The sequence below is a fragment of the Luteolibacter luteus genome, from assembly GCF_012913485.1.
Classification (GTDB): domain Bacteria; phylum Verrucomicrobiota; class Verrucomicrobiia; order Verrucomicrobiales; family Akkermansiaceae; genus Haloferula; species Haloferula lutea.
This window is the reverse complement of sequence record NZ_CP051774.1, coordinates 1011361-1027001: the sequence shown is the minus strand read 5'-3', so window position 1 is coordinate 1027001 and position 15641 is coordinate 1011361. Positions and strand designations below refer to the sequence as shown.

Here is a 15641-nt window from a genome sequence, read left to right as displayed (position 1 = left end):
CTTCGACGGCCCGGTAGCTCAGCGGTAGAGCAGGAAGTTTCGCCAAATCCTTGTCGCCTTTTCTTTCCGATGAATGCTCCGATTGAACCTTGGATGTGCTGTGTGCATGCCGAAAATCGGACACTTCACGGCTTTCCGTTCTTCTTTTGGCCGTCGCGACCATTCTATTCTTTGCCATTTTTGGCTTCTTTCCGTTCATCCACTCTCTCTTGACTCATGAACTCCATCCACAAGACCGACGAAGCCATCGGCTTCCTCCCTCTTCCCGAAAACAAGGGCAAGCCGATCACGGTGATCGGAACCGATGCGATCCGGGACAACTTCGACGAGACCTGTATCCAGCAGGCGATCAATTCGCGAATGGCGCCGGGGGTGACGGATGTGATCCTGAATCCGGATGCTCATGCGGGCTATGGTGCGCCGGTAGGATGCGTGATGGTTTCGCCTACGCACATCTATCCGGGGCCGGTGGGGGTGGACATCAAGTGCTCCATGAGCCTGCTTCAGCTCGATATTCCCGAGGATGCGATTCGTGACAAGGCGACCCGGCGTGCGCTGATCAATGCGATCGTCGAGCGAACCCCGACTGGTGCTGGCCGCGGGCAGCGCTCCGCGAAGAAAGCGCGTTTGGTTGACCGGGAACTCGGCGCAAGTGCCGTGACGCAGGGGGCCAGCCGTGAGGTTTGCGAGGCTCTCGGGATTCCGTTCGAGTGGGCACAGCGATGTGAGGACTCCACGCATGTCGGCCATGATGGAACCTACGATGCCCTTCGTAGCCGCTTGGACTTCATTCTCGATGCCGGGCGTATCCGGAATTTCGCAGAAAAGATGACCCAGCTTGGCTCCTATGGTGGGGGAAACCATTTCGGCGAGTGTGAGATCACGCAGGTGACCGACCGTCCGTGGGCCCGCGAAACCGCGGAGACTTTCGGGCTGCGGGACGGCCATGTGTCCTTCCTCAGCCACTGTGGATCCCGTGGCTTTGGGAACCTGCTCGCGCAAGGTCAGTTCAGAGACCTGGAGAACAAGTTCCGCGCTTGGTCCACGCCTTTTCCAGCCGGTGACAAGCAGCTCGTTTACGCGCCACTAGGAACTCCGGAGGCGGATGCCTATCTGGATGACATGGCGCTTGGCGCGAACTTCGCGACCGTGAACCACCTGCTCATCAATGCCCTCGTGCTGGAGGCCTTTCAGGAAGTCCTTCCGGGAGCGAAGGGACGGCTGGTCTATTTCATCTCGCACAACATCGCGCGGGAAGAAATCGTCGACGGCCAGAAGTCGTGGGTGCACCGGAAGGGAGCAACCCGTGCGATCCCTGGCGGACATTTCTCGCTGAAGGACACTCCCTTTGAGAAGACCGGTCACCCGATTCTACTGCCGGGGAATCCGCGCGATGGCTCGGTGGTGATGGTGGCACGTGCCGGTGCCGAGCGCACCGCGTGGTCCGTGAATCATGGTGCGGGCCGCCAGATGGGACGTAAGCACGCGGCGCGGACCCTTGACCAGAAGACCGTGAATGCCGAATTCGATGTCTCCGACATCATGACCAACTGCCGCAACTACCCGATCGACGAAGCGCCGGAGGCCTACAAGAACTTCCCTGAAGTCCTGCGTAGCGTGGAAAGCGCCCGTCTCGCCGAAACGGTGGCGAAACTCCAGGCTCGCTTCGTGATCAAAGACGAGGCGGCTGCCGACGATTGATTTGATAGGTCCTGCGAAGATCATGGGACCTATCAGCTCCTTTTAGAATGAAACCGATTCAACTCGATGGCATCTCCGGCGGCGGCCAGATGCTGCGTACGGCGCTCTCCCTGGCCATGGTCACGGGACAGCCATTCCGCATGACGAATATCCGTGGCAAACGCTCGCGGCCCGGCTTGATGCGGCAGCATCTCACTTGCGTGAAGGCCGCCTGCGAGATCTCCGGCGGCACGGCGGATGGCGCCGAGATCGGCTCCACCGAGCTGGTCTTCCGTGCAGGGAAAATACGAGGCGGATCGTATGAATTCGCCATTGGGACGGCGGGTAGCACCACCTTGCTTTTTCAGACCTTGCTGCCAGCCCTGTGGACGGCGGACCAGCCGTCCACCTTGCGTCTGGAGGGCGGCACGCACAATCCGCTCGCCCCGCCCTTCGATTTCATCGAGCGCGTTTTCCTACACTCGCTGGCGAAGCTTGGGCCGCGCGCCGAAGTCTCACTGGAGAGCGCAGGTTTCGCGCCGGCCGGTGGTGGTGTCTTCCACGCGACGGTGCATCCTTGTGAAAAGCTTCTTCCCTTCGAGCTCATGACACGTGCGGAAGAGGGGAAGAGCCGCATCCGCGTGCTCTACCGGCATCTTCCCTTGGCGATTGCCGGACGCATGCTGGATGCGGCGCTTGAAGTGCTTCCTTGCAAGGACGCCGCCGTAGAGAGCCGTGAGCCCGGAGCGGGCATGGGCATCTGTTGTTTGGTCGAAAGCGATTTTGGCGAGGCGCGGGAGATGACCAGCACCTTCGGGGAAAAAGGCAGGACTGCGGAGCAAATCGGCCACCATGCGGCGAAGTCGATGAACAACTACCTCGGTGCCGGTGTGCCAATAGGTCGCCATCTTGCCGACCAGTTGCTCTTGCCGATGGCATTGGCAGGCGAGGGGAGATTTGCGACGATGTCGCTCGACCAGCATGTGCCAACGAACGTTTCCGTGATCGAGAAGTTCCTCGATGTGAAATTCGACATCAGGGAAGAAGAACGCGGGAGGAAAGTCGTGGAGGTGGTCCGCAGGTGACCGGGGGTGAGGCGGGTCTTGCCAAAGAGTCCGCCGCAGCCTCTCATCCCGGCGCGATGAAGGGCGGTTTGATTTTTGATCTCGATGGCACTCTTGTGGATTCCCTTCCGGGTATCGCCGGATCCTTGAACCGCGCCTTGGAGCGTTGCGGATTCGCCAGTCACGATCATGCGGACGTGCGGCGATTTATCGGCAATGGTTCCTATGAGCTCGTGCGCAAAGCCTCGCCAAAGGGAACTTCTTCGGAGCAAATCCTTGCGGTCGAGGATGCTTTCAAGGCGGACTACGCGACGACGTGGCCGGAGGGTACGGTGCCTTACGCGGGTGTGCCGGATTTTCTCCGGAAGCTGGCTGCGGCAGGTGTCCGGATGGCGGTTCTTTCGAATAAGCCACATCCTTTCACCCAAGAGATCGTGGAGCGGCTTTTCCCAGGCATTCCTTTTGACCCTGTGCTGGGGCAGCGTCCGGACACTCCTCGCAAGCCTCATCCGGACGCGGCTTTGCAGATTGCCGGACTTTGGCAAGCGGATGCCGCGGAGTGCTTCTTTATCGGAGATTCCACCGTTGATCTCGAAACCGCGCTTGGTGCCGGAATGAAGCCGGTGATGGTCGGCTGGGGCTATCACGACGTGGCGGCTCTGGAGGCTGCCGGAGCGGGAGAGGTAATCGCCAATCTGGCAGATCTGGGAGCGCTTTTCAAGCTCTTCTGAGCGGCGGGAGAAGGGGTCAATACATACGCAATACGGACCCTCGCGGCTAACCAATTGGTGTCAAGGGATGCCGCGTTTTTCGCAAGAAGAAGGTGGCCTTTCGACGGATTCTGGTCCACCCTGCAAGGTGGATAGGGCGGATAGAACCGCCGTCCAATCACCCATAAACAAACAGGAGATTAGACATGCAAACCGCAAATGTGAACCTGCCCATCACGGTGACCGTAAGGCACGAATCCGTGACCGACTCGTTGCGCGACTACGCTCAGAAGAAGATCGAGGGACTCCATCTCGACTATCCGCGCATCATCGAGGCGAAGGCCATTCTCGACGTTCAGAAAAACCGGCACATCGCCGAAATCATTCTCTTTTGCGCAAACCACATCACGATCGAGGCCCACACGGAAGGACAGGATATGTATGCCGCCATCGACGAAACGATCGACAAGATCGCGCGCCGCATGCGGAAGCACAAGACCCGCCTGATGAAGAAGAAGCGGCCACACCGGAACGACTCCATCCGGCACCTTGAGGAACGCTATTTCACTCAGGATATCATCGATCACCCGGAAGAATCCGAGCATGATCCCGAGCCCTTCATCGTCCATCCGGAGAACTATCGTCTCCGCACGATGTACAAGGAGGATGCTGTGATGGAGCTTGAGCTCACCGACCGCCCCTTCGTGCTTTACAAGAGTGCGCGCCGCGGTTGCCTGACCATTCTCTACCGTCGCAAGGACGGCGAGTATGGAGCGGTGGACATCAAGGAATGAGGATTTTCCTCCCCGACTCACGCCCGCCCCGGTCACGCCGTGGCGGGCGTCTTGTTTCTGTTTTCTAGAAGTCGACCCAGCGGCGCAGCTTTGTTGACAGGATGCGACAAATCACGGGTGCGCCACCGAAGGCGGTGGCGATGATTTTGCGATAGGCCTCCATCTGGCCTCTGTAGCGTTCGGCGAGTTGTTCTGGCTTTGCGACATCGTCGGTCTTGAAATCGATCACCTCGATGCGTTCGGGAAGTCCAAGGGGATCGCGGAAGACATGCAAGCGATCGATGATTCCACTGATCCATCGGTCGTCGGAAATGGCTTCGACGGCTTGCTCGCGGTGGAGTTCAGCGCTGCGGTCACGGCGCTCGAAGACTTCGCGGATGGAGGGTTTCTCCAAGAGGTCGCGGACGAGCTTGCCCGCAGCAGTTTTTGGAAGCTGCGGGGTGGCGTCGTCGAGCCACCCGATCGTCTCGAAGACGGCGTGAAGGTCGTTGCCGAAGCTCCTTCCGCTCCGCGAGCTTGAGAGCGAGTCCGCTTTCGCTCCTGAGGGCGTGATGCGCTGGCGTTTTGGGGATGCTTGAGCGAGGACTGGAAGTTCGGCGCTGGTGGGAAGGTGGCGTGCAGGAATTTCCCGCCACCAGTCGGGTTCTCCAGATTGGAAGATCACGGGGCCGGGGCTATCGCCGGCCGAGCGCGCAATCCAATTGGCGGGTGAGGTCCAGGCATGAGGATCGTTCCGGCTTTTCGGGACTTCCGGCAGGAGGACGTAGAGGCCGCGTTTGGCGCGGGTAAGGGCGACATACTGAACGCACATCGCCTCGTAGCGTTGGGCGTCGGACCAAGCGGCTTCCGCCTTGGAGAGCGCGGGGATCAAGCTGCGCACCCAACCGGCAGGCGTTTCCAGAACCCATGGACCGCCATGATCTTCGCCGCGGGCGACGCGGAAATCTCCGAGATCCGGAACCTGCGTGTCTTCAACAAGAGGAAGCACCACGACGTCGAAGCCGAGGCCTTTCGATTTATGAATGGTAAGGACCTGCACCGCTGCAGCTCCGGGACTCTGCGGGATTTCGAGATCCCCGATCCAGCGGACTGCTTCGCGCGGGGTGTTCGTGCCACTGGCATCGAATTCGGCAAGTGCGCCGATCACGTCGCCCGCACGACTGCGGGAGAATTCGGAGAGATCAGCCCAAAGCGGCTCGACGAGCTGCTCCGCCATCGCGGCATAGCCTTTCTGCTGGGCGATCTTGAGCAGGCCTTCCCAAGCGGCTTGCCACGCCATGCCGAAACGTTCCTGGATGACCGAGGAAACCGGCGACATCGCGATGACTTCGCGGGCATAGGGATCGGCTGGATCGGCGAGCCAACGGATCAGATGGAAGAGGACGACGCCGGGGGCGTTGTCCGCCACAGGCTGACGTCGGCCTTCCTCGATGACGTCGAAGCCGTGTTCCCTCAGGAGAGCCGCGGTGGAACGCACTTGGTCATTGGTCCGTACCAGCACTCCGCAGGTGAGGCTTCGCGAGCCGATGCCGACGGAGTGAAGAAGATTTACCAGATGATCATCGCGATCGTCTTTGGCCACGATTTCGACTTTTGCCTCACCGCTTAGATTGGGCTTCGCGGAGTAATGATCCTCCCATTGCCAGATCCCGGCTACCTCGTCGCCGAAGAGCTCGCGGATCGTCTCGATGTCGCCACAGACGCGGTTCACCAGATCGAGCACCGCCGGGCAAGATCGCCACGACTCCGGCATGGTGTGAACCTTGAGATGATCGTTTGTCCCATAACGCTGCTGGATTTCATCGAAGAGGGAGACATCGCCACCGCGCCAACCGTAGATGGCCTGCTTGCGGTCACCCACGACGAAGAGGGTGCCATCTTCCCGGCTCGCCGCTTCATCGAGCAGCGGCACCATGCCATTCCATTCGGCCCGGCTGGTGTCTTGAAACTCATCGAGCAGCCAGTGGTCGTAGCGGGCATCGAGCCGGAAGTCCACGGCTTCGCGACGGATGCGTGCTTCCTCATCGCCGGTCCAGCGGCCCATCAGAACCTTCACGTCATCGAAGCCGAGCATGCCACGGCGGCGCAAGCGGCGCTCGCATTCGCGATCGAGTGATCCTACGAGATCCGCCACGGCGCGAGTACGGGCGACAGCTGCGGCGAGTTCGCAGCCAGCGAGGAGATGGAAAAGTTCGCGCCAGGTTTCGGCGGCCTTTCCGCTGACGCGGATGAGCGACTTCCTGTAGGGGATCTCGATGTCCCCGCCGTTTTTGATCTCCGACACGAAGCGATCGAAGGTCACGCCGGCCTTGGCGACCTTGCCGCTTCCGACGGTGTGAAGCTCGAAGAAGTCGAGCAGCTTCAGGATGGGCTCGTTGCCCTCACCATCCCGGAGCTTGGCGATGATGCCACGCTTGTTCTCTTCCCATGCATCGACATCCGGGAGCAGGGGAAAGAGATTACGTGCGCCCCAGCCGTTGGGAGTGATGCCTGATTTCCACAGGCCATGCCATGAACCGAGGAACTTCTCGACATCCGCAAGCACGCCCTGGCCCTGCTTGCCCAGCGTGGCGCGACGGAAGGCATGGAGGAAATCACTAGCGTCGCCATGCTCGATTGCGTCGCTAAGAACCTCCGCGAGGATATCGGACACGGCTGCTTCCTGGCGCGGGCCTTCGATCAATTCGAAGGTGCCACCGGTGAGTCCAAGCTCATATTGGAATCCTCGCACCACACGGGCGAAGAAGGAGTCCATGGTGCCGAGCTGGAAAGTCGGTAGCGCTTTGACGACCCGGGCGAGGGCAGGGGCGACTTCGAAATCCTCGCCGATCTGCTGGCAGAGTTGTCGCGCCTTCGCAGGATCCACCGCGCACTCGGCAAGCTTGGAAAGTACGGAGTCCGCGAATTCCCCGGCGGCCTTTCTCGTGAAAGTCAGCGCCACGATCCGGGCAGGATCGACTTGCTTCGCTCCCACCAGGCCGATCACTCGGTTGCCGAGTTGGAAGGTTTTTCCTGAGCCGGCGGAGGCCAGGATCATCAGATTTTTCCAAAGGATATCCAAGCTCATGGCGCGCCTCCCTTCCATAGCACGGTGTCGATCAGCGTGCGCCCCACGGAGAGTGCGGCGTAGTCGTCGAAGTCCGCTTTCTCGGCGGGTGGCCAGAAGACGCGGTCGCGGACTTTTCCGATTACCCACGTCGCGCAGGCCATCGCGGAGTCGCGGTCGGCTTTGGAAAAGCCTTCCCAGAGTGAAAGCCTAACATCGGCCTCGGTGGTTCCCAGCGCGAAGTATCCAAGCTCGTCGATGTTCGCCAAGCCGGCGGAATAGAGCGGCACCTGCAGGTTCTTCCAGCGCTTCGTCTTACCGTCGGCACCGCTGCTGAGGATCGCGGAGACGCCTTCGAGGTGAAGCGGAAAGCGCGTGCTGGCCACCACGCCGCTGCGATGCGCGGACTCCACGCCGCCGCTGACGTTGCCGGTTTTATAATCCAGCACGCGGCGGCGGCCGTCTTCATGCCGTTCGATGCGATCGACGCGGCCGACGATGGTGATCCCATCAATCGGCACTTCGAACTTTTTCTCCACCTCCTCGATGTGCCAGCCGTTGGCTCGCTCGCTCGCCTGCACCTGCGCAAACCAAGAAAGACGCTGGCGCATCGACTCGCGCTGGATCCGGACGGCCAAGGGCACGCGCGCGCCGAAGCGCTCCGCGATCACTCGATCAAGTTCCTCGTGGACCCATTTCTCGATCGCTTCCGTCTTGGAGAAATCCCGCGCTTCCTCGTCCAGCGCCCAGCGCTCCAGAACGATGTGCGCGACATTCCCGAAGTCGCGGGCATTCCACTCCACGCGCTCGGGCTCCGGTGCGGACATGCCAACAACATGCTTCAGGTAAAAGCGGAAGGGACAGGTGAGGTAATCGGAAAAGGCGGTGACGCTGATCTTCGCTTCCTTGTCGATGATCGTGGGCTTCCATTTCCAGGCCTCGTCCATCGTCCATGCGATGGATGATTCCGGCGGCTCGATCTCCCGAAAGAGCCACTTCACACGGGCTGGAAGTTGCTCTTCCTCGCAGGCGAGGAGGAGCCGTGACGGCAACAGGGCATCGCCGCCGGCGCCGCTTTTCGCCAGCAGGAGGTCTACTCGACCGGAGCCGCGTCGTGCTTCCACCATTGAGGTGAGCAGGAAAGCGTCACGTGCGGCACGCGTGGCATCGTGGGAAAGCCCGAGGATCTTGCGCGTGCCCTCAGGCAGCCATGCATCGCTGCTGGCTCGACCCGGCACCTTGCCTTCGTTCATGCCGCAAATGATGAGATGAGCACCCGGTTCGTGGAAAAGCTCCAGCCAGCCTTGGACATCGAGCACGCGGTCATCGGAGGGGATCACGATGGGATCGGGCAATGTGGCCCGCATGAGATCGATCCAGAAGCCATGATCGCGATCGATCTTATTCTCCAAGGGCTGGGTCGCTTCCAGCCATGCGATCACATTCGAGCTCTCTTCTTCGCGTGGATCGATGATTCCCATCATCCGTCGCATGCTGAAATGGAATCCGTCCCGGAGGAATGCGCCGCGGACGCGCTCCAACTGCTCCATGGTCTCCGCCGCGAGGGCGAGGCGATCCCGCTCGCTGTCACGGGAGGTGAGGGCTTTCGCGCTTGTCAGGTCGCTGCCGTCGCGTGCCAGGAACTTGTCGCGGGCGTAGGACAGCGCTTCCACGCGTTGGGCGCGCTTGCCGTGGACCAGAGCCCCGCTTTGCGGAAAGCCGATCAGATCGATCGCGGAAGAACTGCCGGGGGACTTCAGGAAGCTTCGCCATGCACCCAACCACGAAGTGAGGGGAGCGGGCGGCACATGCGAGGGATCGTGAAGCTCCCAGCCTGCACGGCCGAAGGCGCGAACCAGTTCACCCGCGGTCTCCTCATCGGCAGAACCGAGCGCGAGTTGCTCCGGTTTGCTTGCGGCCAGCGAGGTCAGGCGGAGTGCCTCGGCTGCTTGCTGCCGCGGATTGGCCACGACCACCACTTCGCCCTGCCCGACATCCGGCCATGGGATTGAACGGTCAACCCAGGCATCCGCGAGGGGACGCCCGAGTTCATCAAAGCGTTCCTCCAAGGATGCCGGAGCGCCGATGAGCGAGATCACCTTGAGGGGCGAGCCGGAAAGCAAGTTTGCCGCCGCGACCGGAAGATCGGCCACTCCTGCCAGCACGATCCACTTTACGCCCGGATAGGCGACCGGCTTTAGCCGCGACAAGGCGGAGCTGCGGCTGCTGAGACCCCAGCGCGAGAGCAGTCGTTCCACCCGCCCCTCGAGCACGGCGAGCTGTTGCCAACGCTCGCCCTCCACAGTCTTCGAGAGGATCCGTGCGGCATCGGCCACGGTGAGCGCATTCTCCTGCAAGCCGGCCCGCAGCCCTGCCAGCGAACGGGACAAGCCCAGCGCCCAGCCGGAGGGTTCGCCCTCGCCGGGTGGAATGGGGAAGACGGCGGAGAAGTTGTCCCAGTCGCCGAGGTTCTCCAGTGTCTCGACCCAAGCGAGTTGTTCGATGGCTTCGGGGGCGATGTTCTCGCCCTCGGTGAGCATGAAGAAGCCGGGGGTGACCACCTTCGGTGCGAGGATCGCACCAGCGGCCTCAGCCAAGGCCTCGCGGAGGCGGCGGCCGCCCTGAGCAGTGGGGACCACTACGAGCGTCGATGGCAGTTGGTCCCGGCGCGCGAGTAGCCACTCCGTCAAAAGTCCCAGAAAGGGCCGGTCCCAACCCAAAAACACGCGCTCCGGCATGGGCCGATCTCAAGGGATAGAGAGGGGGAGACGAAAGGAAAAATCAGGAAAGCGGGTTTCCAACCCGCCTTCAAATCGTCCCGGCGTGTGGAGAGTCACGCCATGCCGCTTCTCGGCACCGGAGTCGGCACGGAGAGGATACTGGACCAAGATGGGGAGACCGGTCTGGTGAGGCCGGGAGCAGGACCGATCCCCAAGGCGATCAGGCGGTCCAAGGCCGAGGTCGTGGGGTGGTTCTCCTCGATGAATTCAGTGCCGCGGCTCAGGGCGATGCCGCCCAGCCTGACATCTGCGTTCCTTGCTTGGCCCACGATCAGGTCGCGGACCTCACCCAAAGTAAGCGTGCTATCTGCCATTCTCCACATCGTGGAGACGGAGCTAGCGCGCGTGAATCCCAACGCGCGGAGGTAAAGTTCGAAGAGCCCCCGGTTTTTTTCAGCGTCAGCACCTGTAAGATCAAAAGAAAATACAATATGCATACTGTGTTGTATCAAATGAGGGCGTGCTGTCGAGAAACTTCCTTAAGTTCTCGTGACATATTTGGGCCTCCTGCTTGACGGGGGAAAAAACACGTGCCTCCGCGGGGGGCTAGCGCAGGGCCTCCTCCCGCAGTTCCTCCTGCTGTTTCAGGAAATCCGGCCATTTGGAGGCTGGGATCGAACGGTGGCTGGCATCCAGAAAGCTGACTTCGTAATTCGGGGGATCGGTCCGGTGGCCGTTGTGGGAAAGGCCAGTTTTATCCCAGAAGAGGGCCAAGCCCGGACTGCTATCGCTTCGGAGGCCTTGGACCAGATGCCAAGAGCAGAACTCCTCGGTCAGTCGGCCATGCTTCCTGACGCATTCCAGCGCTTGTTCATCGGTGAAGGCCTTCCCGGCAAGCTGTCCCCATACGCTCTCCGGGACTTGGTATTCGGTGACGAGTTTTTGAGAGCGCCGTGGCGGAGTCTTCCCCTTGAGGGAAATTTCCGTCGTGGTCGTGGGCATACTCCCTCAAAAATATGTAGATGCCGATGTTGCAGCGATGGGTGGTTCGATAGGGATACTGATACCGATACCAGCCGTAGCCTCCTGCGATGAACAGGGCCATGACCAGCAGGGAGCCGAGAAGCAGTTTTCTTCGCTTGGGCGGCATCAGCATCTAACATGATGCAGCCTAGGTTTCTTTTCAACTGCCGGAGAGAAGACTTAGTAGCTGGGCATCGAGCTCAGCTGAGAACGGAGCTGATCGATTTCCGCCCTGAGGGACGCGACTTCGTCAGCTGTCGCGCTGATCTTCTCCGCGGACTCTTTCTCGGCTTGGAGGGTGGCGAGCTTGGCCAAGTGTTCGCGGAGGAGAAGCAGTTGCTTCTCGGTTTCCCAAGCTTTGTCCGGGTTTCCCTGAGCTCTCCATGCGGCGACGTTGTGCTCCAGGCAGACGAGGCGAGCATTCACGTCGTGGCTGCCGCCGCGGATCTCATTCATCAGGCCGAGCCGTGAATCGATGAGGTTCTGCCGACGCTGCCGTTGCTCCGGATAAAGGCGAGAAGGCGTGGGCGGAACGGGGCGCTGCCGGATCGTGTTCAGCCAGAAGTTCTTCACTTCGGTCTCCGTCAGGATCCGCTCGGATGCCGGGAGATCGGGCAGGGATTCGGCGAAGATGGGAAGGCTGGCGCAAAGGCTCAGGAGAAGTGCACGGAGGAGCATGGGAATATGACCCGCGAGGGCTGCTGCCTATTCGATGGAAGTTTGGCCTGATGACCGGGATTTTTTGATACCCGGCGGGTGCGTCCGAAGAACCGCTGGCCCCTTGATCGCGGATCTTTCCACGGCTGACATCTCCCGATCGCCAGAATCCGACCGCTTGGCAGCTTTTTTCCTGCCATGGGGAGCTCTTTCCGCGAGCTCCCTTGATTCAAGCCCAGCCTGCCGCCCTCAATTCCACCGGCTGGTTATCCTTCCCCGCTATCCGTCCTCCTGTCCCTCCCTCACGCAATCTCCCGCTCCGCTACCTCCTGCCTTAGTTTTAGCAATTTCTCCGCTGTCTCCCGGGCCATCTCCTCGTTTCCCTGTCGCTCGAAGGCTTTCACGTTATGGCTGAGGCAGACCAGCTCGGCAGCCAGATCGTGGCGACCTTCAGCAATCTCCGCCAGCAGGTCGCACTCGCGCTGTCGTTGTCGCTCCAGACGCTGGAGCCAAAAGCCTTTGACGTCGGCCGAGGTAAGCACCTGCGCCGATGGCGGGACCACCGGGAAGCTGGCCGCTGTCAGCGGGGCGAGCGCCGACAGGAAAAGTGGGATAGTTCGTGAGAAAATCATAACCGTTGGACGCGGCTGCCGCGGGATTCATTCAGTCGTTTGACGAGCGGAAATGAAGACGCGTTGACCGGCTGGGTTGTCGGTTTAGGGCAATGATCTAGGACAGCGAAACCGCGCTCCGACGCTGGTCGCCGGGAAGGGGGCCGGGCGGCTGGAGACGCGGAAGGCACGGGTTCACAAATCAACGCCGCACCTTCACCTTTAGGTTTAGCGTGAAAAATTGGAAATTTCACGCCTTTTTCCACGCAGGGGGGCGGGGGAATCTACCCAAGCCACCCCGGATGGGGGGGGCGGTGCCTTCCCCTCGAGCTGCGATTCCGGAGGTTTTTGGCGGTCGGGGAGCGCCTGTTATCCCTGTTAAAACAGGGAAAATAACAGGCGGAATGGGTCCGGAGGGGGCTTGGATCGGGGAGGGTGGCGCTTGGGTTTTTACCGCGAAAAGGGGCAGGAGGTCGCAAAAATTCAGAAAAGGGTGGGGAGATGGCCGTCCGAGCCTGAGCCGGGCGGGCAGGGGCGAGGGTGAAGCCGGAACGGAAGACTGGAGGGAGAGGAGAGAGGTGGCCATGTCGCTTTGGGCAACATGGTGGCGTGGGTGAGGCGCGGAGGCCACTTTTGGCAGTGGTCCCCAGTTTGTCTTCGGTGTGAGTCGGGTCGCGTCAAATTTCTCAAACCTTCCAAGCGGTGATGCTATGTGGAGGAGCTTGGGGAAGATTTAGGCCGCCAATGTCTTAACCTTATCGATGAAATCGCCGACGGTCAGGAGTCGGATACCGGTGCTCGTGTCGTAACCTCCGTGGAACCTCTCGGGGACAACCAATGTAACATTAGCTGTATTCATCTCTCTAAGTTGATCTGCGGAAATCGCTTCCTGGAGAGTAAGCAAGTGCTTCTCAGGAATCCTCCTTCCTTCGCTCAGAATCTGTCGCCAACGGTCTTTGCAAGTAGTCTTGAGGCCGACCACCATCAGTTGTTTGTCGGGGAAATCGGGGTTCTCGTATGCGGTTCTCCCCGGGATCAAGATGTCGGGGCGAACTTTTCCGTCGATCCGAGCTTGGCCTTCGAAAACAATTCCTTCGGATTTAAGCAAATGACAGACGTGGTTCTCCAAACTATGCCCCGCGCGTGATTTCCGACGGTTCATGATTGTTGCTGCCTTGCTGATGAAATCGTCTACCTCTTTGAAGGGCCCGGCGATATCGGCGAGGCATAGCTTTCTCTCCAAAAGACGAAACAACTGATACTCCGCCGAGAGCCATTTGAGGAGGGTGGCATCGGGAGTTCCTACCGAGGATTTTTGGCACGTTTGAACGCCCAGTCTTGCGCTATCTGCCATCCACGCACCTGTAGGGAAGGCCTCCAGTTCGCTGATTCGATCTGTGAATACTCTTTGAAGGCATTCGTCTTCTGTTTCGATCTTTTCATGTCCGGATGTGTAGACTGCCCATTCACCCAAGGTCTCGATTCCGAGGGCGGCTTGAAGAAGCTCGATTTCTTCCTCAGAGTTGAGGACGTAAGCATGGAAGAGTTCTAGACTGAAAGGGATGATTACCAAGAGGGCTCCAACATAGTCTTCCCCGAGCCACTCAAAATTCTTTCCGAAGCGAGTCAGTCGATACTCGCTCCGCGTTCCAGAACCATACCATGTGACTGCGGATTCGGTGGAGACGTCTCCGGGCCAATTCACCCTTACGATCGATTTGTGGTTGAGATCTTTGACTGGCGCTTGTGGCGAGAACATCTGCCAAGCCGATTTGGGCAGATAGAATCCGCATTGATGTGACCCGGTAAGGCCCGCATCGTTGCGAGAGATGAATTTGCAGAGCGCCTTGCCAGCAGCTAGCGCATCGGAAATCGCGGCCTCCACCTGAATCTTCATTTCTTAGGGCGGTAGTTTGTTTTGGTGCGTTCTAGTTTGGCTAGGGGGGAGTCTGTCGCAGAGTCGCGAAGAACCAAATCCAATGGCTGATTGGCCGGCCTTCTTAAAGTCTGGACGACACTCTCAGCCAATTTCTCGACCACTGGGACAACGACCGAATTACCGAATTGCCGATAGGCTTGGGTGTCGGATACCGGAATAACCATTTCGTCGGGATAGCCCATCAATCTCGCGCACTCACGCGGGGTTAGACGCCGAGGGTTTTTATTCTTACCTTGAGAAACCAAGATCTCGGAACCGTCTTTATGGTAGCGGGCGCTCAATGTGCGGGTGACGTCATTACCTGTCACAAGTCCGAATCCGAAGCCGTTGCCGGCTGCGCGATGTTTCTCAGCGTAGTTTTGAAGATAGTTCCAGAGATGGTCGGTGAGAGTGTATTTCTCCGGGACATTCTTCTCGAGGATCGATGAAAGCTTGGGGCCTGACTTCGGGAACTCCGGGAACTCAAAGTCTCGTCTTGGTTTGAAACCGATAAGAAAGATTCGCTCGCGATGTTGTGGGACGAAGGCTGCACCGTCGATGATCTTGGTGTAAACGGTGTAGCCCAAGTGTTTCGTCAGGGTCTCGTGAATGATCTCAAATGTCCGGCCTTTATCGTGGCTCTTGAGGTTCTTCACGTTCTCTAGGACGAACGCTTGAGGCCTGTGGTAGTCGAGGATCTCGGCGATCTTGAAGAACAAGTTGCCTTGCTTTTCGTCATCGAAGCCGTGCTTGCGACCAAGGCTGTTCTTTTTTGACACTCCGGCCAAGCTGAAGGGCTGGCAGGGAAAGCCGCCGCAAAGGATATCGAATTTCGGGATGTCAGCTTCTGCCACAGCATGGATGTCACCATGCGGCTTCTCTCCGAAGTTTGCTTGATAGGTTACTTGGGAATGCTTGTCCCAGTCCGACGAGAAGACGCACTCACAGCCTGCTTTCTCGAACGCATATCGAAATCCTCCGATCCCGCAGAAAAGATCGATGAAGCGCAATTTCCTTCGAGGGGATGGTTCCTCTCGCAGGCGGGATGCTCGGGTCGGCTTAACCTCGACGGCAACCTCCTCCGTTTCAGATTTGGCGGCAGGTAGCGCGCTGATATCGTCGAAAAGTTCCGCCACTTCGACTCCGAGCGCCTTCGCAAGTCGTGCTGCTTGTTGAATCGTTGGATTCCGCTCGGCTCGCTCTACGCCTCCGATGTAGGTTCGATGGAGTCCCGAACTAAACGCGAGCTGTTCTTGGGAAATGCCCTTGTCTTCCCGAAGTTGGCGAACTTTTTGGCCAAATTCGATGCTGAAGGGATCCTTTTTTGCCATGCCCCAGATTGCCGCTGGGACACACTATGAATCGACAGACTATGAGTATCATTTCTATCCCAGCGGCCTATTTCCTTTTGGCGGGTT

General features: G+C 59.5%; 12 protein-coding genes. 4 read left to right on the top strand and 8 right to left on the bottom strand.

Going from position 1 to position 15641, the window contains the following annotated elements:
- Positions 1 to 216 precede the first annotated feature (216 nt).
- The 4 genes from HHL09_RS04075 (at position 217) to hpf (ending at position 4248) form a co-directional block, all read left to right on the top strand.
- Positions 217 to 1701 (top strand): RtcB family protein, encoded by a 1485-nt coding sequence (locus tag HHL09_RS04075; protein ID WP_169453210.1) that lies wholly within the window; start codon positions 217 to 219, stop codon positions 1699 to 1701.
- Positions 1702 to 1748: 47 nt separating this feature from the next.
- Entirely contained in the window at positions 1749 to 2765 is a 1017-nt protein-coding gene (gene rtcA / locus HHL09_RS04070) for an RNA 3'-terminal phosphate cyclase (RefSeq protein ID WP_169453209.1), read from the top strand.
- A gap of 56 nt (positions 2766 to 2821) precedes the next feature.
- On the top strand, positions 2822 to 3475 hold the full coding sequence (locus tag HHL09_RS04065; protein WP_169453208.1) for an HAD family hydrolase: 654 nt from the start codon (positions 2822 to 2824) through the stop codon (positions 3473 to 3475).
- A 185-nt stretch (positions 3476 to 3660) separates the two neighbouring features.
- Complete coding sequence (gene hpf / locus HHL09_RS04060; RefSeq protein WP_169453207.1) at positions 3661 to 4248, top strand: ribosome hibernation-promoting factor, HPF/YfiA family; 588 nt, start codon at positions 3661 to 3663, stop codon at positions 4246 to 4248.
- Positions 4249 to 4312: 64 nt separating this feature from the next.
- On the opposite strand, the gene HHL09_RS04055 is transcribed toward hpf, so the two are convergent.
- The 8 genes from HHL09_RS04055 to dcm all read right to left on the bottom strand — a co-directional run bounded on the left by HHL09_RS04055 (position 4313) and on the right by dcm (position 15554).
- Positions 4313 to 7285: a UvrD-helicase domain-containing protein gene (locus tag HHL09_RS04055; protein WP_169453206.1), complete on the bottom strand. Its 2973-nt coding sequence runs from the start codon at positions 7283 to 7285 to the stop codon at positions 4313 to 4315.
- Positions 7286 to 7311: 26 nt separating this feature from the next.
- Entirely contained in the window at positions 7312 to 10032 is a 2721-nt protein-coding gene (locus HHL09_RS04050; RefSeq protein WP_169453205.1) for a PD-(D/E)XK nuclease family protein, read from the bottom strand.
- Between the two features lie 95 nt (positions 10033 to 10127).
- Entirely contained in the window at positions 10128 to 10388 is a 261-nt protein-coding gene (locus HHL09_RS04045; RefSeq protein WP_169453204.1) for a hypothetical protein, read from the bottom strand.
- Between the two features lie 232 nt (positions 10389 to 10620).
- Positions 10621 to 11016 (bottom strand): hypothetical protein, encoded by a 396-nt coding sequence (locus tag HHL09_RS04040; RefSeq protein ID WP_169453203.1) that lies wholly within the window; start codon positions 11014 to 11016, stop codon positions 10621 to 10623.
- Positions 11017 to 11217: 201 nt separating this feature from the next.
- The gene (locus HHL09_RS04035) at positions 11218 to 11715 is read right to left on the bottom strand and encodes a hypothetical protein (protein ID WP_169453202.1); all 498 of its coding nucleotides are present in this window, start codon (positions 11713 to 11715) and stop codon (positions 11218 to 11220) included.
- Between the two features lie 281 nt (positions 11716 to 11996).
- Positions 11997 to 12326, bottom strand: coding sequence for a hypothetical protein (locus HHL09_RS04030; protein ID WP_169453201.1), 330 nt, complete (start codon positions 12324 to 12326; stop codon positions 11997 to 11999).
- 712 nt (positions 12327 to 13038) lie between these two features.
- Complete coding sequence (locus HHL09_RS04025; RefSeq protein WP_169453200.1) at positions 13039 to 14202, bottom strand: type II restriction endonuclease; 1164 nt, start codon at positions 14200 to 14202, stop codon at positions 13039 to 13041.
- Positions 14199 to 15554 (bottom strand): DNA (cytosine-5-)-methyltransferase, encoded by a 1356-nt coding sequence (dcm, locus tag HHL09_RS04020; RefSeq protein ID WP_277349153.1) that lies wholly within the window; start codon positions 15552 to 15554, stop codon positions 14199 to 14201. Before dcm ends, HHL09_RS04025 begins: the two co-directional genes overlap by 4 nt.
- Positions 15555 to 15641 lie beyond the last annotated feature (87 nt).